Below are 20,142 nucleotides of genomic sequence, written 5' to 3' on the forward strand. Positions count from 1 at the left end.
GGAAGCCGGACGTGCGGCCCGTGGGGCAGACGTCAGCTCCAGCTGGCGTGCAGCGGCTTGCCCTCGGCGTAGCCCGCGGCGCTCTGGACGCCGACGACGGCGTTGGCGGCGAACTCCTCCAGGGAGCCGGCACCGGCGTACGTGCAGGAGGAACGCACACCCGCGATGACCGAGTCGATCAGGTCCTCGACACCGGGACGCGTCGGGTCGAGGAACATGCGCGAGTGGGAGATGCCCTCCTCGAACAGCGCCTTGCGGGCGCGGTCGTACGCGGACTCCTCGCTGGTGCGGTTGCGTACGGCACGCGCGGACGCCATGCCGAAGGACTCCTTGTACAGCCGGCCGTCGGCGGCCTGCTGCAGATCGCCCGGGGACTCGTACGTCCCGGCGAACCACGAGCCGACCATCACGTTGGACGCACCGGCCGCGAGCGCCATGGCGACGTCGCGCGGGTGACGGACACCGCCGTCGGCCCAGACGTGCTTGCCGTACTTCTTCGCCTCGGCGGCGCACTCCAGGACCGCCGAGAACTGCGGGCGGCCCACACCGGTCATCATGCGGGTGGTGCACATGGCACCCGGGCCCACGCCCACCTTGATGATGTCCGCGCCCGCCTCGACGAGGTCGCGCACGCCCTCGGCGGCGACGATGTTGCCCGCGACGATCGGCACCTGCGGGTCGAGCGCCCGCACGGCCTTGATCGCGCTGATCATCGACTCCTGGTGGCCGTGTGCGGTGTCGACGACGAGCGTGTCGACCCCCGCGTCGAGGAGCTGCTTGGCCTTGCCCGCCACATCGCCGTTGATACCGACGGCGGCGGCGATGCGCAGCTTGCCCCCGGCGTCGACGGCAGGGCTGTAGAGCGTCGCGCGCAGCGCGCCCTTGCGCGTGAGGACGCCGGCGAGCCTGCCCTCGGTGTCCACGGCGGGGGCGTAGCGGCGGTTGGCCGTGTCGAGCGTGTTGAAGGCCTCGCGGGGGTCGATGTCCGCGTCGAGCAGGAGCAGGTCCTTGGACATGACCTCGGAGAGCTGCGTGAAGCGGTCCACACCGGCCAGGTCGTGGTCGGTGACGATGCCGACCGGCCGCTGCTCGTCGTCGACGACGACGCCGGCGCCGTGCGCACGCTTCGGCAGCAGCGACAACGCGTCCGCGACCGTCTGATGCGGGGCGAGGACGATCGGGGTGTCCAGGACGAGGTGCCGCGTCTTCACCCAGGAGATGACGTCGGTGACGACGTCGATCGGGATGTCCTGCGGGATCACCACGAGCCCGCCGCGACGGGCGACGGTCTCGGCCATCCGGCGGCCCGCGATGGCCGTCATATTGGCGACGACCAGCGGGACGGTCGTGCCGGTGCCGTCGGGGGAGGACAGGTCCACGGCCTGGCGGGAACCCACGGCCGAGCGGCTCGGCACCATGAACACATCGTCGTACGTCAGGTCGTACGGCGGCTTCTGGTCATTGAGGAAACGCACGTGCTGAACATCCCAGTCGATCGGAGGTGACCCCCGGGCATTGCAGCCGGGGAAACGCACGTACTTCATTCTCCCATGCCGACACCCCTGACCCGTCCGGGACAATCGTCCAGGTCAGAGGGGGTGACTTCGTACGATCACCCGAATGCTTGCCGAGGCCGCGACGGCGCCCCTCAGTCGTCCGGGTCCGCCCGCTCCAGTGCCGGGCGCTGGCCGGGCTGCGCCGTCAGCAGCAGGTCGGCGGCCGCCGTGTCCGTCACCAGGCTGGTGACGAGACCGGAGCGCAGCACCGCCGCGATCGCCTCGGCCTTGCGCTGGCCGCCCGCGATCGCCACGACCTCGGGGATGCGACGCAGCCGGTCGGCCTCCACCGTGATGCAGCGCTCCCCCAGGTCGCGCCCGACCCGGCGGCCCTCGGTGTCGAAGAGGTGCGCCGACATCTCCGCGGCCACGCCGAGCGAGGCGTAGTGGGCGCGCTCCTCGTCCGAGAGCATGTCGTGCACGGTGGAGATGCCCGGCTCCCAGGAGCCGATGGAGACGCAGGCGACGGTCACCTTGTCGAAGTACTCGAAGGCACGGGCGATGCCGGTCTGGTGGCGCAGCGCCGCGGCGGTGGCCGGGTCCGGCAGCAGCATCGGCGCGTAGATGGGGTGGGCCTCGCCGCCCGATACCTGGGCCGCACGCCGTACCGCCTCGACGGAGCCGCGCTCGGCGGTGCCCGCGTCGTAGACACCCGTGAGCTGCACGACCGTGCACGGCGGCAGGCGGTGCAGCTCGGCAGCCATGTGGATCGTGGAGCGGCCCCAGGCCAGGCCCAGCACGTCCCCCTCGTTCACGAGCTCGCCGAGCAGGTCCGCGGCGACCTCGCCCAGGTTCTCGGGGTCGGGCGACTCGTCGGCCTCCGCCGGGGACTCGACGACGACCGCGTGCCGCAGCCCGTAGTGGGCGCGCAGGGCGTCGGAGCGCTCCGCGTCCAGCTCCGCCGGGACGCGGATCTCGATCCGTACGAGGTCACGCTCGAGTGCCGTCTCCAGGACCCGGGCGACCTTGAAGCGGCTGACGCCGAACTCCTCCGCGATCTGGATCTTGGATTTGCCCTCGAGATAGAAGCGACGCGCCATGGCCGCCGCCTGCACCAGCTCAGCGGGCCCCATCCGCAGGGCGGACCGTCCCGCCGGCCTAGCAGTCACCGCGATCTCCTCACTGCTGTACACACGTACACACTCCCGGATCCGTCATCCTGTCAGATCCGCCGGTCCCTGATCGTCCCGGATGGACCAACAACGGTTGAACAAGCGCGTCCGACGGCGCATTCGCTCAGTGTCCGCACGCCCAGGCCGCGGACGCCGTCGCCGCCGCGGCCTGGTCACGGAGCAGCCGCACCGCCGCGGCCGGGTCGTCTGCGTTGTAGACCGCGGATCCGGCCACGAACACGTCCGCGCCCGCCTCCGCGCACCGCTCGATCGTCGACGCCGACACACCTCCGTCGACCTGCAGCCAGAGCTCCAGGCCGTGCTTGGAGATCAGCTCCCGGGTGCGGCGGATCTTCGGCAGCATGATGTCGAGGAACGCCTGCCCGCCGAATCCGGGCTCCACGGTCATGATCAGCAGCATGTCGAGCTCGGGAAGCAGGTCCTCGTACGGCTCGATGGGCGTGGCGGGCTTCAGCGCCATCGAGGCACGCGCACCCTTGGCCCGGATCTCACGGGCGAGACGCACCGGAGCGGCCGCCGCCTCGACGTGGAAGGTGACGGACCCGGCGCCGGCCTCGACGAACGCGGGAGCCCAGCGGTCGGGGTCCTCGATCATCAGATGGCAGTCCAACGGGGTGTCCGTCGCCTTGGCGAGGGATTCCACGATCGGCACGCCCAGCGTCAGGTTGGGCACGAAGTGGTTGTCCATCACGTCGACGTGGAGCCAGTCGGCCCCTTCGACGGCCTTGGCCTCCTCCGCCAGGCGAGAGAAGTCCGCGGAGAGGATACTGGGGTTGATCTGAACGGCCATGTGCCAAGCCTGCCATGTTCCCGGGCACTTCCCCTCCCCGGGACGGTACCGGGTATGGACCAAGGCCTCGCACGATCCGCACAGCCCACCGCAATACCGGCCATTCCGCCGCCCGTACGGGGTTTCCGTCCCGCGGTCCGGTGCCTTCGACCAGTCCGCCCGGGTGCCCGCCGCCGGCCCGCCCGGAGTGTTGGGAGCGTCATGGCGGACGCACAGCAGCGCAACGCATCACCCGCACCGCCACGCCGAGGCGTGGCGCTTCTCGTCTGCGGACGGCGCAGCAAGTGGATCGTCCTGATCCTCTGGATCGCCGTGATGATGCTGGCGTTCCCCCTGGCCCAGAAGCTGACCGACGCGCAGGACAACGACGCGGCCTCCTGGCTGCCCGGCAGTGCCGAGTCCACCCAAGTCCTGCACGAGGCCGAGGACTTCCGGCCCGAGGTCATCCCCGCGATCGTCGTCTACGCACGGGAGGACGGCCTCACCCCACGGGACCGGGCGCGGATCGCCGAGGACGTCGCCGGGATCAAGCAGTTGAGCGACCACGGCGTGCGCGGTGACGAGACACGCGGTCCGGTCTTCGACCGGCCCGCCGATCCGCGGGCCGCCCAGGTCTTCGTACCGATCACCATGGACGAGGAGGGCTGGGAGCGGATCGCACCGGCGGTGGACTCGATCCGTGACGTCACGGGAACGGGCGGCGCGGGACTCGCTGTGCACATCACCGGCCCGGGCGGCACCTCGGCGGACTTCTCCGAGGCCTTCGAAGGCATCGATTCGACACTGCTGCTCGCCGCGCTCGGCGTCGTCGTCGTGATGCTGCTGATCACCTATCGCAGCCCGACGCTGCTGCTGGTGCCGGTGATCGCGGCGATCGGGGCCCTCTCGGCGGCGCAGGCGCTGATCTATCTGCTGGCCGAGCACGGAGGGCTGACCGTCAACGGGCAGAGCGCGGGCATTCTCACCGTGCTGGTCTTCGGCGCGGGCACGGACTACGCCTTGCTGCTGGTGGCCCGCTACCGCGAGGAGCTGCGCCGTCACGAGGACCGGCACGAGGCGATGGCGCTCGCCCTGCACCGTGCGGGGCCGGCGGTGCTGGCCAGTGCCGCCACGGTCGTGCTCGGCATGCTGGTGCTGATGGCGGCGGAGATGAACTCCACCAGGGGCCTGGGACCCGTGGCGGCGATCGGTGTGGCGGTCGCCCTGGCGGCCATGCTGACGCTGCTCCCCGCGCTGCTGGTGATTTTCGGGCGTTGGCTCTTCTGGCCGGCCGTTCCGCACCTGGGCACGCCCGAGCCCACGGAGCGCGGCTTCTGGGCACGCACGGGGCAGCGGATCGCCCGTCGCCCGCGGCAGGTCTGGGCCGCCACCGCCATGGCCCTCGTGGTGTGCGCGCTGGGGCTCACGCAGTTGCGGGCTCAGGGGATCAGCAACGCGGACTCGTTCACCGGAAAGCCCGATTCGATCACCGGCCAGGAGGTCCAGGCGACGTACTTCCCCGCGGGCAGCGGAGACCCGCTGGTGATCGTCAGCAATGCGGCGCAGGCCCGCGCGGTCGGCGAGGCGGTGGCGCGCACCGAGGGGGTCGTACCGGATTCGTCGGCCGTGCCGCCCGGCAGCAAACCGGTCCACGAGTCACGCGTGCTCTTCGAGGCCACGATGACGGACCCGGCCGACAGCCAGGCGGCGAGGGACACCGTCGAACGGGTGCGGGACGCGGTGCACGCCGTGCCGGACGCGGACGCCCAGGTGGGCGGCGGCACGGCCGCGCTTCTCGACATGGACGCGGCGACGACGCGCGACAACATCGTGATCATCCCGCTGGTGCTGGCCGTCGTGCTGCTGGTGCTCATGGCCCTGCTGCGGTGCCTGGTCGCTCCGCTGGTCCTCATCGGGACGGTCGTGCTGTCCTTCGCGGCCGCTCTGGGCCTCAGCGCGCTCGCCTTCCGGTACCTCTTCGACTACGCGGGCGAGTCCACCGACTTCCCGCTGTTCGTCTTCGTGTTCCTGGTGGCACTGGGAATCGACTACAACATCTTCCTGACCACCCGTATCCGTGAGGAGGCCCGGCGCCAGGGCACCCGGCCCGGCGTGCTCACGGGCCTCGCGGCCACGGGAGCGGTGATCACCTCGGCAGGCCTGGTGCTCGCGGGCACGTTCGCGGCGCTCGGCACGCTGCCGATGGTCGCGTTCGCCGAGATCGGTTTCGCGGTGGCGCTGGGCGTGCTGCTGGACACGCTCGTGGTGCGCTCGGTCCTGGTGACCTCGTTGTTCCTGGACGTGGGCCCGAAGGTCTGGTGGCCGCACCGGTTGTCGCGGGAGGACGGCGACGCCGCGGCCGTGCCCCCGCCGAAGGAGTCGGCGGGCCGGCCGGCGGGCTGTAGGTTCTCAGTTCTGATGGCCATTGCTGACGGCTCAACCTGCGGCTTCTTGGTTGGCTCACTTGGAGGCCAGGCTTGGTTCGTCTCACGATCTTGGCCAATGTCCGGCGGCGTACAGTCTTTCGCCTGGATCACGACGTCGGCGCCCCGCACCGGCGGTCCAGTGATGAGGCAATCACCGCCTCCACGGACGGGCCACCGCTCGCGGGAGGTGCCGCGCGCCTCTGGGTGCACTCGGGCCCGCGCGCTACGGTCAGGGCATGAGTGACCAACTCCGTCTGTAAGGTCAGTCGGCCGGGTGCATGGCTTCGGCGATGGCTGTAGCGACCTGCGGCATGTCCCAGTACTCCGAGTGGGTCCACAGTCCGGCGCTGGCCGTATGGCGCACGGGGACGTCGAGGGGTGGTGTTCCGTCGGCGAGGCGGAAGACGCGTGAGGCGGCGAAGGCCAGGACGTCGAGCGGTTGCCACAGGTTCGTCCAGCGGGCCAGTGACTGGGGTAGGGCGACCGGCTCCTCGTGACGATACGGGAGGAGTTGGCCGCCGCGCGGATCGCACAGGTGGAAGTAGGCGGACTGGGAGCCGAAGGTGACCAGTGAGGAGATCCACAGCGGGTGCTGGGCGGTGGCCATGTCGACGGCGATCACGCCACCCAGGCTGTGTGCGGCCACCCGTACCCGGTGGTCAGGGCCGGTGCCCAGGAGCGGGTCGACGGCGGCGATCTGATCCCGCACCCGTGCCTGGATGGCAGCGCGGTGGCGCTGGTAGACCAGTACGTCGCCCAGGAACCGTGTGCTTGCAGGACCGTAGCGGGTGCGCAGGCTGTGGTTGACCCGTCCGGCGACCGCCTGCATGGCGGCGCCGGCGACCCGGTCGAGATTGTCCAGGCGGCGACGGATCAGGCCGCGCTGCTTCTCCCGGTCTGCTCCTGGTCCGCGCAGTCCCGTGTGCGAGTCGTCCGCCTCGGACGTCACTGCTTCGGCGATGGCCCTCCCTGTCTCGCGGAGCAGGGCCTCGTCGTCGGTGCTCGACAGCCAGCGCGTGGCAGGCCACTGCTCGGCCAGAGTTTCCAGGACGAACTGCTCCGTCTCGGGATCCCGGTCGCTGGTGCGCAGACCTCTGTCCGCGTCGCTGCCCATGACGTCACGGACACCCGCACGTACCGGGGGCGGGGGGTCAATGCCCAGGCCCGCAGCCGCGGTGCCGCCCAGCAGCGCGGTGAGGACCTCAGCAGCATCAGCATTTTCGGGAGCCGCGTCGCGCAGCCCGGAGCTGTGTCGCAGCGGCAGCGCCAGGTCGACGAACGTGTCGTCGGCACCAAGGTCGCCCCAGTAGACCGGCGACACAGCGAGCCCCGCAGACGCCCCGAGTGCAGCGACGGTCACTATGAAGCCGTCACGGTCGCGGTTACCTACGCCATGGATAATGAAGACCGGCTCGTCCATGCTTCTCCATTCATCAAGTGAGGTGCGGGAGCGGTCAAGCGGTGGTTGCACGGGCGGCCGGGCTCCCGTATACGGCATAGGCCAGCCACGTGGGGTCACCGTGGCGGTCCCGAATGGCCTGGCGGGCCTTCATCGAGGCCTCCCCTAACGGCAGCCCGTCGGTGACCAGGTGTGCGTAGAAGGCGTCCGCAAAGGCCAGCGCGGAATCGGAGCGGACGGGCCACAACGTGCCCACGAATGCCCCTGCGCCAGCCTCGAGGAACTTCGAGGCCCACCCGAGGGGCGAGGAATACCAGTCGACCTGCCCGGCGCTGCGGCAGGCGTTGAAGAACACCAGCGGACGCGTCGCGCGCAGTGCACCAGCCCCCTCGGCATACGACAGGTCTCTGGGGCTGAAGGCGCCGTCGGCCATGACGACCCGGGAACCGGCGTCGGTGAATGCGTTGTGGCAGGCGAAGTGCAGTAGACCGGCCAAGCCGCCGCGGACCAAGTTCCGGACTTCGGCGCGGTGGGTCAGCGTGCCGCCGTACGCCACTTCGGAGCCGAACCTGGCTCGCAAAGCTGTGACCTCCAGCTCCGCTTCCGGCGGTGAGCCAGGCGGGACCACGAATGTTGCCTGCGGCAGGACGAGTTGTCGCACCCGGTCCTGGCCGAAGACCCGGCGGACGATGGGCAGCCATTCGGCAAGGAAGCCATCGCCTTCCTGCGTCCCGTCCAGCGGATACAGCAACTCCCACGGTACGAAGTCGTGCTCACCCAGCACGGTGAAGGCGCGGATGCGGCCGGCCTCCTGCCAGAAGTGATTCCGTACACCGGCGGGCACCGCAGCCCTCCACAGCGCCACCCCAAGATCGCGTAGCTGCTCGCGCACCTCCTTAGCGTCGGTGCCGTCACTAGCTGCCGCCGCGACCGCCCGCAGCTCGCGGTAGATGTCCTCCACGGCCTGCCTCGGGTCTCCTGCCCTCACTTTGAACGCCTCAGGGGCGTAGCTGGTCTCGCTGAGGAGCTGAAAGCTGTAGGTGCCGTCTGCCGCCTTGAGGACCTGCAACGTCACCTCGCCCGGGTCGAAGGCGAGCGATTCCAGGGGCGCGCTGCGCGGCGGCCCGTCTCGAGCAGGCACCCCCGACTCGACGGACATTTGCATCTGCAGCTCGCCCAGGAATGATCCACCGCGGAACGCACGGACCGTCACCGAGTGCAGTCCCGGTCGCATCGTGCGCAGACCGAACCGCAGCACGTCGGAGTCCCGGCCCGCCTCGACCAGCACCTCCTGCTGCAGATCACCCAACGCCAGCATCCCCGGTGCATGCACCGTAATGAGCACCCTGGCACCCTCGGCGGGTATGGCGAACGTCCGCAGCGCCACACCCGCCTCGCCGCCACAGGTGATCTGTACCTGCAGCGGCACTTCACGAGCTGGCGAAGCCTGCTCAGCAAGTTCCGCCACCAAACGGCGAGGCTCTATTTCAAATAGGAGCCTTGCCACATCTAGGGGTGCCGATGGTGGGCCACCGGCTGAGAAGCCCAGAGCGGTCAGCCCCCGCATGAGCCAATGGCGCCGCACCTCCTGCTCTAACTGCTCCAGTTCACGTGTAAGCGCCTGCCGGTGCCGCTCCAACTCCACCGCGCGCGCCTGCCTTTCGCGCGCCTCCTGCTTGACCTGCTCCAGTTCGTGTGTGAGCGTCTGCTGTTGGCGCTTCAGCTCCTCCAGTCTGTGTTGGCGCGCCAGCCGTTGGTGCTCCACCTGCTGGAGTTGGCGTTCCACCAGCTGTCGTTGGCGTGACTGCTCCTGCCATAGGCGCACCGTCTCCAGAGATTCCCCATGCGGCGCCTCTAACAAGAATGCGCGGGAGGATGTCTCGCGAGCGTGGCGTTCGCCTTCTCCTATGGATGCACTCGGTGTGATGGTCAGCTGACCCCGCACACTCAGTCCGACTGCCGCCAGGAGTTCCGTCTGCTCAATGCGGCGCTCCAGCTCCCCGGCCAGGTGCTCCGATTCCTCGCGTCCGAAGCTGGGGCTGACCCTCCGGGCAAGCTCTTGTATCTCAGCTTCTAACAGCGCCGCTGCATCGCGCTGGCCGCTCGCGACCCAGGCAACAGGATCCGAGACCCGCCAGATCAGGTAAAGGACTGCCCGGAAGGAGAACGTCTCCTGTGCACTGGGCAACAGCAGTTCCAGGCGCAGGTGATGATCACGCATGTTGACGACGTATACCGAGGTGTAGCGCCGTCCGGCCACGTCCCTGAATCCGGGCCGATCCGGCGGAACGTACATGTCGTATGTGTCCTGAGCAGTGGCGAAGACCAGCACGTTGCCGCCCGTCGCCGGGGGTAAGTGTTGGCTGGACCAGAAATGTGGGAGTGGGCGGACGGCGACCACCGGGTCGATCTGATCAGCGGGTTGGCCAGCCTGGTTCTGGTGCTCCGGCTGATCATCAGGAGAATTCTTCATAACCTCGTTCCTCCGCCAGCTTCATCAGACGCGGCACGTGCCGGGCATCCATCTGCCCTGCTCGCTCAGCAGTGCAAGAGGATTCGGGCGCGCCGGGGGAGGCGAGCCAGTCGTGTCGCAGACAAGGCACCGCCCCAGCTTGTCAGGACCTCTCCGTGGGTGAGGCTGGATTGCCGCCAAAAGGGGTTGAAGGTATTACCGGCACGACAAGATCCCCCAGACATTGGTGAGGGCCTCACCGTTCCCCCCACTCGAACCAGTCACCGACGCCCGCCAAGGGATCACTCCGCCGACCGGGGACCGTCTCCACGCCAGTCGACGACTGCGCTTCAGAGCAGCTTGCTTCACTACTGCCGGGGCGTCTGCCATGCTGACTGTGCAGTGGTCGTGGTTGGCCAAGATCAACTGAGAATTGGTCACTCACGTTGAGGGCCTACAGCCGGGCTGAGCGACCTACGCGGTGCGGCGCAGCAGCGCCAGGTACATGGCGTCGGTGCCGTGCAGATGCGGCCACAACTGGACGTCGGGACCGTCGCCGAGCGCAGGGACGCCGGGCATCAGCGGACGGGCGTCCACCCACTCGGCGTCGACGGCCGGACCACCGCGGCCGCGCAGCACGTCGTCGACGACCACGCGCGTCTCCGCGAGATGCGGCGAGCACGTCGCGTAGCCCACCACGCCGCCGATCCGCACGGCCTTCAACGCCTCGCGCAGCAGCTCGCGTTGGAGCGGCGCGAAGCCGTCCAGGTCCTCCGGGCGGCGCCGCCAGCGCGCCTCGGGGCGGCGCCGCAGCGCACCCAGGCCCGAGCACGGGACGTCGACGAGGACCCGGTCGAACGTGCCCTCGCGCCACGGCGGACGGGTCCCGTCCGCGGCGATCACCTGGTACGGGCCGGGGTTGCCGGCCAGCGCCCGGCCGACCAGGCGGGCCCGGTGCGGCTGCTTCTCCGAGGCGAGCAGCGAGGCGCCGCGCCCCGCGGCCAGGGCCCCCAGCAGCGCCGCCTTCCCGCCGGGCCCCGCACAGCCGTCGAGCCAGCGCCGGTCGGGACCGTCCAGCGGGGCGTTGGCGAGGGCGATGGCCACGAGCTGGCTGCCCTCGTCCTGCACACCGGCGCTCCCGTCCCGTACGGCCTGGATCGCGCCGGGCTCGCCGCCCTCGGCGAGCCGCACGGCGTACGGCGACCAGCGGCCGGGCAGGACCGAGTCCTCGCCCAGCGCTTCGACGAGCTCGCCGGTGGTGGAGCGGCCGGGCCGGGCGACGAGCGTCACCTCGGGCCGTTCGTTGTCCGCCTCCAGCAGGTCCTCGATACCGGCACGCCCGCCGCCGAGCGCGTCCCACAGTGCGGAGACGACCCAGCGCGGGTGCGAGTGCACGACGGCGAGATGGTCCTCGGCGTCCTTGTCGTACGGCGGAGCGACGCGCTCCACCCACGTGTCGAGGTCGTCCTGGGAGATCTTGCGGAGCACGGCGTTGACGAACTTGGCACGGCCGTCGCCGAGCACGACCCGCGCCAGCTCGACACTCGCCGACACCGCCGCGTGCGTGGGGATACGTGTGCCCAGCAGCTGATGCGCGCCCAACGAGAGCACATCGAGTACGGGTGGGTCGACCTCGCGCAGCGGCCGGTCGATACAGGCCGAGATGATCGCGTCGTAGGTCCCCTGCCGCCGCAGCGTCCCGTACACCAGCTCGGTCGCGAGCGCCGCGTCGCGCCCGTCGAAGTCGTCCTTCGCGCGGGCCTTCTTCAGCAGCGGCGGCAGCACGAGGTTCGCGTACGCGTCCCGCTCGTCGACGGCCCTGAGCGCCTCGAAGGCGAGGATCCGGACGGGATCCTTCTTGGGACGGCGGTGGGGCTTGGGGGGACGGCGACCGGACTGCTCGCTCAAAAGGTGCTCCGCGTTCGATGAGGGTTGAACTCTCTCAGGGTAGTCCCCCGGCGGCGGCGGACAGGGGCGGCGTGATCACCGTGCGCTCCCCGCGACCGCGGCGCCGCGCGGGCCCCGGGGACGGCCGCCCGGACGGGTCAGCCCCGCACAAAGTCGCCGAGGTGCTCGCCCGGGGCGATGCGCACCCCGCGTGCCCAGTCCGCCGCCCGCATCGGCTTCTTCCCCTGCGGCTGGACCCACATCAGTTCGACTCCGTGCGATCCCGTGCCCGCGTGGACGTGGTTCTTGCCCGCGTCGAGCTCACCCGGCGCGAGGTCCGTACGGTCCGGCGTCAGGGCCACCTGGATCAGCTTGAGCCGCTCCCCGCGGAAGACCGTCCACGCACCGGGCGCGGGAGTGCAGCCGCGCACGACACGGTCGACGCGCAGCGCCGGGGCCTTGAAGTCGACGTGCGCGTTCTCGACGGTGATCTTGGGGGCGAGCGAAACGCCCTCGGCAGGCTGCGGTACCGCGTGCAGCGTGCCGTCCTCGATGCCGTCCATCGTCGCCGCCAGCAGTCCCGCGCCCGCGAAGGCGAGCCGTGTCAGCAGGTCCCCGCTGGTGTCCGTGTGCCGGACGGGCTCGGTGATCACGCCGTACAGGGGGCCGGAGTCGAGCCCCTCCTCGATCTGGAACGTCGCCGCGCCGGTCATCTCGTCACCGGCGAGGATCGCGTGCTGGACCGGGGCCGCGCCGCGCCATGCGGGCAGCAGCGAGAAGTGCAGGTTCACCCAGCCGCGTGCGGGTACGTCGAGGGCCACCTTGGGCAGCAGGGCGCCGTAGGCGACGACCGGGCAGCAGTCGGGCGCGATCTCGCGCAGCCGCGCGAGGAACGCCTCGTCGCGCGGCTTGACCGGCTTGAGCACCTCGATGCCCGCCTCCTCCGCACGCTGCGCGACCGGGCTCGCCACCAGGTGGCGGCCCCGGCCGGCCGGGGCGTCGGGCCGGGTGACGACGGCGGCGACCTCGTGCCGACCGGAGGCGATCAGGGCGTCCAGGGCGGGGACGGCGACCTCGGGGGTACCTGCGAAGACGAGCTTCATCGGTGCTGACTGCCTCTCGGGCTTGGTGCGGTACGTACTGACGACGGCCGAACGCGCGCTACCGGGCCGTGCGGTGACACGACGTTCGGTGACGCGCGGGACCGGCCGTGCGGTGCGGCGGTGCGGTGACGAGCAGCTCACCAGTCTATGGGGCCCGGCCGCAGGGGGCGTACGGGAGACCGTGCGCCCCGCGCATATGCGCATACGCCCCGAAGCGTGACCAGATCGCCCGCCGGAGCGTTGGTCAAGAGAGATTGACCCAAGCGGGCCGCCCCGGATGCGGCCCGACCCCTTTTCAACGCCGGTTCGAGAGGCTTGTCAATGGCCGACCACGCAACCCACGACGCCCAAGCCCGGGCAAGTCTGCACCTGTTGGTACGGGACATCGAGCGGGTCCGCCGGCAGGTGGACGCATTGCGCACCCTCACCGCCCAGCTGGGCAATGTCTACCGCCCGCGCCGCTCCGGCCCGTCCACGGGCTTCGTCGTCTACGGCAGGGCCCCCGCCCCGACCGTCCGCCTCGCGCAGGAACTGCGCGACAGCGTCGAGACCCTGGTGACCGCGGCCGTGGACTTCGACCGGTCCCTCGGCTTCTCCTGGGACGCGGTGGGCTCGGCCCTCGGGGTCACCAAGCAGGCGGTGCACCGCCGTTACGGCGCGCGCCGTGCCACACCCCAGCCGGGTGCGGCCGAGCCGGAGCGCGTGGCCGAAGGCACGACGCGCACGCTGCCGCCCCTGGCCCCGGTCCCCGCGGTTCCCGCGGCACGTTCGATGCCTCCGCAGCCCGCGCTCCGCGACGAGGCCCGCCCCGGCACGTTCCCGGCGCCGAGAAACGGCTGACGCCGCACATCACTGCGGAGGCTCCCGCGCGGGGGACCTCCGCGGTGTGCGTCCGCCACCGGCCTTGATCCGTGGCCCGCAAGGTCCGCGACGCCCTCGGACGGGGACGGTTTCGCCCGGGCCCGTCAGCCGATGTCCGGCGGGTCGACCCTGATCCGGACCGGGTCGCTGCCGCCGCGGGCGAGCCGGGACGCCTGGGCCGACTTGAGCGCTGCGGCGAGCGCCGCCCCGCTGCCCGGCGGCACCCTCAGCAATACGCGCTCCCAGCGCTCCCCCGTCGGAGGATCGCCCGGCCTGCGCGCCCTGCCCGCCTCCGGCACAGGCAGCGGAACGGGCCCCAGCACCTGCGTCTCCGCGGGCAGTTCGGCGGCCACCATGAACGCGGCAACGGACTCCGGCCTGCCCAGCACCTCGGCCATCCGCGACACCGGCGGGAAACCGAGCTCCGCGCGCTCCGCCAGCTCCCGCAGCGCATGCCCGACCGGGTCCCAGCGCACCAACGCCTGCACCGGCCGCTGCGTCGGCTCCGCGACCACGACGACCCTGCCGCCCTCGCTCTGCCCCCGCACCAGCGAGGCCGCGGCGATCCAGCGGCGCAGCGCCTCCTCACCGGCCCTCAGATCGGGCCGGCCCAGCATCGCCCAGCCGTCCAGCAGGAGGGCTGCCGCGTAACCGCCCTCGGCGATCGGTTCGGCGCCGGGCGTGGAGACGACCAGCGCCGGACGCCCGGGCACGGCGTCGAGCACATGGTCACGGCCCGAGGTGCGCACCGGCACCGCGGGAAATGCGCGGCCGAGCTCCTCCGCCGTACGCCGGGCACCCACGATCTGCGCCCTCAGCCGGAACCCGCCGCATTCTGCGCAGTGCCACTCCGGCTCCCCCTGGCCGCACCAGCGGCAGCGCAGCTCGCGCTCGTCGGGCGCCTCCAGGGGCCCCGCGCAGTGGCGGCAGCGGGCCGGGGTGCGGCACCGTTCGCACGCCAGCCGCGGCACGTATCCACGCCGCGGTACCTGGACGAGCACCGGCCCGGTCCTCAGCCCGTCGCGCACCGCTTCCCAGGCGAGACTGGGCAGGCGGGCCGCCCGGGCGGCTTCGTCGCGCGCCAGATCCTGGTCGCCGACGGTCCGCACGAGAGGCGCCGCCTCGCGCACCTGCGCCCGGTCGGCGACGAGCGGTATCGCCCAGCCGCTCTCCACGAGCTGGGCGGCCTCGACCGTGCAGCTCGTACTCCCCAGCAAGAAGGCGCACGTGTCGTGGGCCGAGCGGAGCTCCAGGACCTCGCGGACGTGCGGGAAAGGGGCGTTGTCGTCGCTGTGGCTGGCATCGCCGTCGTCCCAGACGGCGACGAGGCCGAGGTCCTGGACGGGAGCGAACATGGCCGCTCTGGTCCCCACGACCGCGCGCACGGAACCGCGGCGCACCGCCAGCCACTGGCGGTAGCGCTTCTCCGGCCCGGACTCGGCGGTCAGCACGGCATGGCGGCCCTCCCCGAGCAGTGCCGTGAGAGCGTCGTCGACCCGCGCGGCACGCCGCCCGTCGGGCACCACGACGAGTGCTCCCCGCCCCGAGGCGAGCGTGGCGGCGACGGCCCGTGCCAGCTCGTCCGGCCAGTGCGGTCCGGGGAGCGCCGTCCACACCGCGCGTGGGGTCCCGCCGCCCGCGAGGGCCTCGATGAATGCGGGCCCGCGTCCGTAACGCTGCCAGGTGCCCGGGGCGGGGGCGGGGGAAGGCGGCAGCGGCTCCGGGGACGGTTTCGCCTCGGCGCGTCCGTTCCTCGGCGGCACGGCGAGCTGCAGGACGTCGGCCAGGCTGCCCGCGTACCGATCGGCCACGGCACGGGCGAGCGCGAGCATACGGGGACCGAGCACGGGCTCGGGCGAGACGACATGGGCGAGTGCGGCGAGCGGTCCCGCGTAGTCGGACTCGGCGATGCGCTCGATCAGGAACCCGTCGATGAGCCCGCCGCCCTCGCGGCGGCCCTCCCGCACCCTGTGCGACCCGGCCCCGAACCGCACCCGCACCCGCACGCCGGGCTGCGCGGCGGCGTCGAGCTCCTCGGGCACGGCGTAGTCGAAGAACTGGTCGAGGTGCAGGATGCCCTTGTTGACCACGACCCGGGCGACGGGCAGGTCCTTGGCCAGCGCGGCTCCGCGCCACGTGCGCGGCTTCGCCTTCGGCACCTTGGCCCTGCGCACGGTCTCCCGGATGAGCGCAAGCTGCTCGGGCCCGTCGGTGGCGGGCTCCTCGGGCTGCTCGTTGTTGTCGCTGCTCACAGCCCGAATCCTGCCAGAGGTCACTGACAGTGCGGCCCGCCTCGGCCCCTCGGGCGGCCGGAGCACGCGGGGCCCGACGCGCCGCGGAAAAGCCGGAGGGTCCCGGACCGTGACGGTCCGGGACCCTCCTTCAGAGCACTTCCTGCTTACAGACCCGCGGCCGCGCGCAGCGCGTCCACACGGTCCGTGCGCTCCCAGGTGAAGTCGGGGAGCTCGCGGCCGAAGTGGCCGTACGCCGCGGTCTGGGCGTAGATCGGGCGGAGCAGGTCGAGGTCGCGGATGATCGCGGCCGGGCGGAGGTCGAAGACCTCCGAGATGGCCTGCTCGATCTTCTCGACGTCCGTGGTGGCGGTGCCGAAGGTCTCCACGAACAGGCCGACGGGCTCGGCCTTGCCGATCGCGTAGGCGACCTGGACCTCGCAGCGGGCAGCGAGCCCGGCCGCGACGACGTTCTTGGCGACCCAGCGCATGGCGTAGGCGGCCGAGCGGTCCACCTTCGACGGGTCCTTGCCGGAGAAGGCGCCACCACCGTGGCGGGCCATGCCGCCGTAGGTGTCGATGATGATCTTGCGGCCGGTCAGGCCGGCGTCGCCCATCGGGCCGCCGATCTCGAAGCGGCCGGTCGGGTTGACCAGCAGCCGGTAGCCGTCGGTGTCGAGCTTGATACCGTCCTCGACGAGCTGCTTGAGGACGTGCTCCACGACGAACTCGCGGATGTCGGGCGCGAGCAGCGAGTCCAGGTCGATGTCCGAGGCGTGCTGCGAGGAGACGACCACGGTGTCGAGACGGACCGCCTTGTCACCGTCGTACTCGATGGTGACCTGCGTCTTGCCGTCCGGGCGCAGGTAGGGGATGGTGCCGTTCTTGCGGACCTCGGACAGGCGGCGGGAGAGCCGGTGGGCGAGGTGGATCGGCAGAGGCAGCAGCTCGGGCGTCTCGTCGCAGGCGTAGCCGAACATCAGGCCCTGGTCGCCCGCGCCCTGCTTGTCGAGCTCGTCCTCGTCGCCTTCGACGCGCTTCTCGTACGCCGTGTCGACGCCCTGCGCGATGTCCGGCGACTGGGAGCCGATGGACACCGAGACTCCGCAGGACGCGCCGTCGAAGCCCTTCTTCGAAGAGTCGTAGCCGATCTCGAGGATCTTGTTGCGCACGAGCGTGGGGATGTCGGCCCACGCCTTGGTGGTCACCTCACCGGCGACGTGCACGAGGCCGGTGGTGATCAGGGTCTCCACGGCGACCCGGGAGGTCGGGTCCTCCCGCAGAAGTGCGTCGAGAATCGTGTCGCTGATCTGGTCGGCGATCTTGTCGGGGTGGCCCTCGGTCACGGACTCCGAGGTGAAGAGACGGCGGGACACATCGCTCCCTGGGGTTGCAGCGGCTGCTGGCTGATCATTGATGGACCGGCAGGGGGCTGCGCCCCGCGACGTTCCACGAACCAGTTTATCGGTCGCGTTCCACCGGTGGACAACCCGTCTCGCAGCTTGGGAGCCCTCTGACCTGTGGTCCATGACCGAGAAGCTACGACGATAGCGTCTCGCGACTGAGCGATTCGTCACATTTCGCAGGTTTTTCGGACGCGGCCTGTCTCGAAGAATTCACGCAGTGTTGTCCGATGGGTCCCGGTGCAGCCGTGGCGCCACAAGATCCCAGACGGTGTCGGCAAGTGCCTCCTTGGGACCGTACGGCACCGGCGTCTCACCGCCGTCCGCGGCGAGGACGACGGCCTCGTTCTCCTCGGACCCGAAGGTCCTGCGCTCCCCCACCTCGTTGACGACCAGCAGGTCGCAGCCCTTGCGGCGCAGCTTGTCGCGGCCGTTGGCCAGCACGTCGTCGGTCTCCGCGGCGAAGCCGACGATCACCTGGCCGGAGCGGGCGCGGTCGGCCGAGATCTCGGCGAGGATGTCGGGATTGCGTACGAGGTCCACCATCGGCGCCTCGACGCCGTCCTTCTTCTTGATCTTGCCCGGGGCGTACTCGGACGGCCGAAAATCGGCGACGGCGGCCGCCATCACGACGGCGTCCGCGTCCGCGGCCGCCTTGAGGACGGCCTCGCGCAGCTGCACGGCCGTGCCGACACGGACGACATCGACGCCGGCGGGGTCCGCGAGGCCGGTGTTGGCCTCGATCAGCGTGACGCGGGCGCCGCGCGCGGCCGCGGTGCGGGCCAGGGCGTAACCCTGCTTGCCGGAGGAGCGGTTGCCGAGGTAGCGGACCGGGTCGAGCGGTTCGCGGGTGCCGCCGGCACTGACGACGACATGGCGGCCCGAGAGGTCGGGAGCGGCAACGCCGCGGGCCAGGACCCGGCGGCACACCTCGAAGATCTCGCCGGGTTCGGGCAGCCGTCCCTTGCCGGTGTCGACGCCGGTGAGGCGCCCGACCGCGGGCTCGATGACGACGGCGCCGCGGCGGCGCAGGGTCGCGACGTTCTCCTGTGTGGCGGGGTGCTCCCACATCTCGGTGTGCATCGCCGGGGCGAAGACGACGGGACATCGTGCGGTGAGCAGGGTGTTGGTCAGGAGGTCGTCGGCCAGGCCGTGGGCGGCCTTGGCGAGCATGTCGGCGGTGGCCGGCGCGACGACGACGAGGTCGGCATGCTGGCCGATGCGGACGTGCGGCACCTCGTGGACGTCGTTCCAGACCTCGGTCGAGACGGCGTGGCCGGACAGCGCGGACCAGGTGGCGGCGCCGACGAAGTTCAGTGCGGAGGCGGTGGGCACCACGCGCACGTCGTGGCCCGACTCGGTCAGCCTGCGCAACAGCTCGCACGCCTTGTAAGCGGCGATGCCGCCGCTCACCCCCAGGACGACCCTGGCGACCTTCGGCTTGTCCACTGCGCCTCCCCGCGCTCGGTGATTGGTCCCATCACACACCACAGGCCCGGCGGATGCTCCGCCGGGCCTGTGGTCACGTACGAATTGCGCCTACTGGGCCGGGCCCTCGATGGCCTCGGAGGTCAGCAGACCCGCGTTGATCTCACGCAGGGCGATCGAAAGCGGCTTCTCGTGGACGTGGGTGTCCACCAGCGGACCGACGTACTCGAGCAGGCCCTCACCGAGCTGCGAGTAGTACGCGTTGATCTGGCGCGCGCGCTTGGCCGCGTAGATCACGAGGCTGTACTTCGAGTCAGTAGCCTCGAGCAGCTCGTCGATCGGCGGGTTGATGATGCCCTCGGGCGCAGTGATGGAGGAGGACACGCTTAGCCTTCCGAAGAACGTGCAAAATGATCGGACAAAAGATCAAACAACTTCCATCAAGGCTAGCAGCTCACGCGCCACGTCCTCGACGGAGGTGTTGACCAGGGTCGTATCGAACTCCGATTCGGCGGCCAGTTCGACCTTCGCGGCAGCCAGCCGGCGTTCGATGACCTCTGCGGACTCGGTGCCGCGGCCGGTGAGCCGGCGGACCAACTCGTCCCAGCTCGGCGGGGCCAGGAAGACCAGCTGGGATTCCCGCATGGACTCCTTGACCTGCCGCGCACCCTGGAGATCGATCTCCAGCAGCACCGGCTCGCCCGCCTCCAGGCGGTCGAGGACCGCGCGGCGGGGCGTGCCGTAGCGATTGCCCGCGAACTCGGCCCACTCCAGCAGCTCTCCGTTGGCGACCAGCTTGTCGAACTCCTCGTCCGTGACGAAGAAGTACTGGACGCCGTGCTTCTCGCCGGGACGCGGCTTTCTGGTGGTCGCCGACACCGAGAGCCAGACCTCGGGGTGGACCTTGCGCATATGGGCGACGACCGTGCTCTTACCGACCCCGGAGGGGCCGGAGAGCACGGTCAGCCGCGGACGTACCTCTGCTGCCATGCAGCGATTATCCAGGTTCCCGGGAGTGCCCGAGAACGTCAGGCGGCGCCGCCGCCGAACTCGCGCTCCAGGGAGGCGATCTGGTTGGAGCCGAGACCGCGCACTCGGCGGCTCTCGGAGATGCCGAGCCGCTCCATGATCTGCTTGGCGCGGACCTTGCCCACGCCGGGCAGGGACTCGAGAAGGGCGGAGACCTTCATCTTGCCGATGACGTCGTTCTCCTGACCCTGCTTGATGACCTCGTGGAGCGAGGCACCTGAGTGCTTGAGTCGATTCTTGACCTCGGCCCGCTCCCGGCGAGCCGCGGCGGCCTTTTCGAGCGCGGCTGCGCGCTGTTCAGGGGTAAGGGGCGGAAGAGCCACGCCTACGTCACCTCGGATGTCGAACTGTCGGATACGGACCGGTGAGGAACCTAGTCGCCCCACACCAGGCGAGCAACGAGCAACGCAGTACGCCCGTGGAAGGACGCTGCCTGCACGTTCACTCTTCGACGGAGACTAGCGG

General features: G+C 70.8%; 15 protein-coding genes. 2 read left to right on the forward strand and 13 right to left on the reverse strand.

What is annotated here, in order from left to right:
- Positions 1-32 precede the first annotated feature (32 nt).
- The 3 genes from AC067Z_RS28055 to rpe form a co-directional block, all read right to left on the reverse strand.
- On the reverse strand, positions 33-1,544 hold the full coding sequence (locus AC067Z_RS28055; protein WP_478792408.1) for a GuaB1 family IMP dehydrogenase-related protein: 1,512 nt from the start codon (positions 1,542-1,544) through the stop codon (positions 33-35).
- Between the two features lie 104 nt (positions 1,545-1,648).
- Positions 1,649-2,689 carry a sugar-binding transcriptional regulator gene (locus AC067Z_RS28060; RefSeq protein ID WP_478792409.1) on the reverse strand — a complete coding sequence of 347 codons (1,041 nt, stop codon included), beginning with the start codon at positions 2,687-2,689 and terminating at the stop codon, positions 1,649-1,651.
- Between the two features lie 103 nt (positions 2,690-2,792).
- A complete protein-coding gene (gene rpe, locus AC067Z_RS28065; RefSeq protein ID WP_478792410.1) occupies positions 2,793-3,479 on the reverse strand; it encodes a ribulose-phosphate 3-epimerase in 687 nt (228 codons plus the stop codon).
- 201 nt (positions 3,480-3,680) lie between these two features.
- On the opposite strand from rpe, the gene AC067Z_RS28070 reads away from it, so the two are divergent.
- Positions 3,681-6,128, forward strand: a complete 2,448-nt coding sequence (locus tag AC067Z_RS28070; RefSeq protein WP_478792411.1) for an MMPL family transporter — start codon at positions 3,681-3,683, stop codon at positions 6,126-6,128.
- Positions 6,129-6,146: 18 nt separating this feature from the next.
- Here the strand turns inward: AC067Z_RS28070 and AC067Z_RS28075 are convergent, their stop codons facing one another.
- From AC067Z_RS28075 to fmt, 4 genes are all read right to left on the reverse strand, one after another.
- Positions 6,147-7,244, reverse strand: a complete 1,098-nt coding sequence (locus AC067Z_RS28075; protein ID WP_478792412.1) for an alpha/beta hydrolase family protein — start codon at positions 7,242-7,244, stop codon at positions 6,147-6,149.
- Positions 7,245-7,338: 94 nt separating this feature from the next.
- The gene (locus tag AC067Z_RS28080) at positions 7,339-9,756 is read right to left on the reverse strand and encodes a CHAT domain-containing protein (protein WP_478792413.1); all 2,418 of its coding nucleotides are present in this window, start codon (positions 9,754-9,756) and stop codon (positions 7,339-7,341) included.
- 453 nt (positions 9,757-10,209) lie between these two features.
- Positions 10,210-11,643, reverse strand: coding sequence for an RsmB/NOP family class I SAM-dependent RNA methyltransferase (locus AC067Z_RS28085; protein WP_478792414.1), 1,434 nt, complete (start codon positions 11,641-11,643; stop codon positions 10,210-10,212).
- Positions 11,644-11,780: 137 nt separating this feature from the next.
- On the reverse strand, positions 11,781-12,725 hold the full coding sequence (fmt, locus tag AC067Z_RS28090; protein WP_478792415.1) for a methionyl-tRNA formyltransferase: 945 nt from the start codon (positions 12,723-12,725) through the stop codon (positions 11,781-11,783).
- A gap of 321 nt (positions 12,726-13,046) precedes the next feature.
- Between fmt and AC067Z_RS28095 the strand changes: the two genes are divergently transcribed.
- Positions 13,047-13,565: a hypothetical protein gene (locus AC067Z_RS28095; protein ID WP_478792416.1), complete on the forward strand. Its 519-nt coding sequence runs from the start codon at positions 13,047-13,049 to the stop codon at positions 13,563-13,565.
- Between the two features lie 125 nt (positions 13,566-13,690).
- Here AC067Z_RS28095 and AC067Z_RS28100 read toward each other — a convergent pair whose 3' ends face one another.
- From AC067Z_RS28100 to AC067Z_RS28125, 6 genes are all read right to left on the reverse strand, one after another.
- Positions 13,691-15,838 (reverse strand): primosomal protein N', encoded by a 2,148-nt coding sequence (locus AC067Z_RS28100; protein ID WP_478792417.1) that lies wholly within the window; start codon positions 15,836-15,838, stop codon positions 13,691-13,693.
- 146 nt (positions 15,839-15,984) lie between these two features.
- Positions 15,985-17,193 carry a methionine adenosyltransferase gene (gene metK / locus AC067Z_RS28105; RefSeq protein ID WP_478792418.1) on the reverse strand — a complete coding sequence of 403 codons (1,209 nt, stop codon included), beginning with the start codon at positions 17,191-17,193 and terminating at the stop codon, positions 15,985-15,987.
- Between the two features lie 240 nt (positions 17,194-17,433).
- Positions 17,434-18,669 (reverse strand): bifunctional phosphopantothenoylcysteine decarboxylase/phosphopantothenate--cysteine ligase CoaBC, encoded by a 1,236-nt coding sequence (coaBC, locus tag AC067Z_RS28110; protein WP_478792419.1) that lies wholly within the window; start codon positions 18,667-18,669, stop codon positions 17,434-17,436.
- Between the two features lie 90 nt (positions 18,670-18,759).
- Positions 18,760-19,032, reverse strand: a complete 273-nt coding sequence (rpoZ, locus tag AC067Z_RS28115) for a DNA-directed RNA polymerase subunit omega (protein ID WP_005319902.1) — start codon at positions 19,030-19,032, stop codon at positions 18,760-18,762.
- Between the two features lie 42 nt (positions 19,033-19,074).
- Positions 19,075-19,638, reverse strand: a complete 564-nt coding sequence (gene gmk / locus AC067Z_RS28120; RefSeq protein ID WP_478792420.1) for a guanylate kinase — start codon at positions 19,636-19,638, stop codon at positions 19,075-19,077.
- A 38-nt stretch (positions 19,639-19,676) separates the two neighbouring features.
- Positions 19,677-20,000 carry an integration host factor gene (locus AC067Z_RS28125; protein ID WP_005319887.1) on the reverse strand — a complete coding sequence of 108 codons (324 nt, stop codon included), beginning with the start codon at positions 19,998-20,000 and terminating at the stop codon, positions 19,677-19,679.
- Between the last annotated feature and the right edge of the window lie 142 nt (positions 20,001-20,142).

The organism is Streptomyces sp. NPDC043812, from assembly GCF_056436245.1.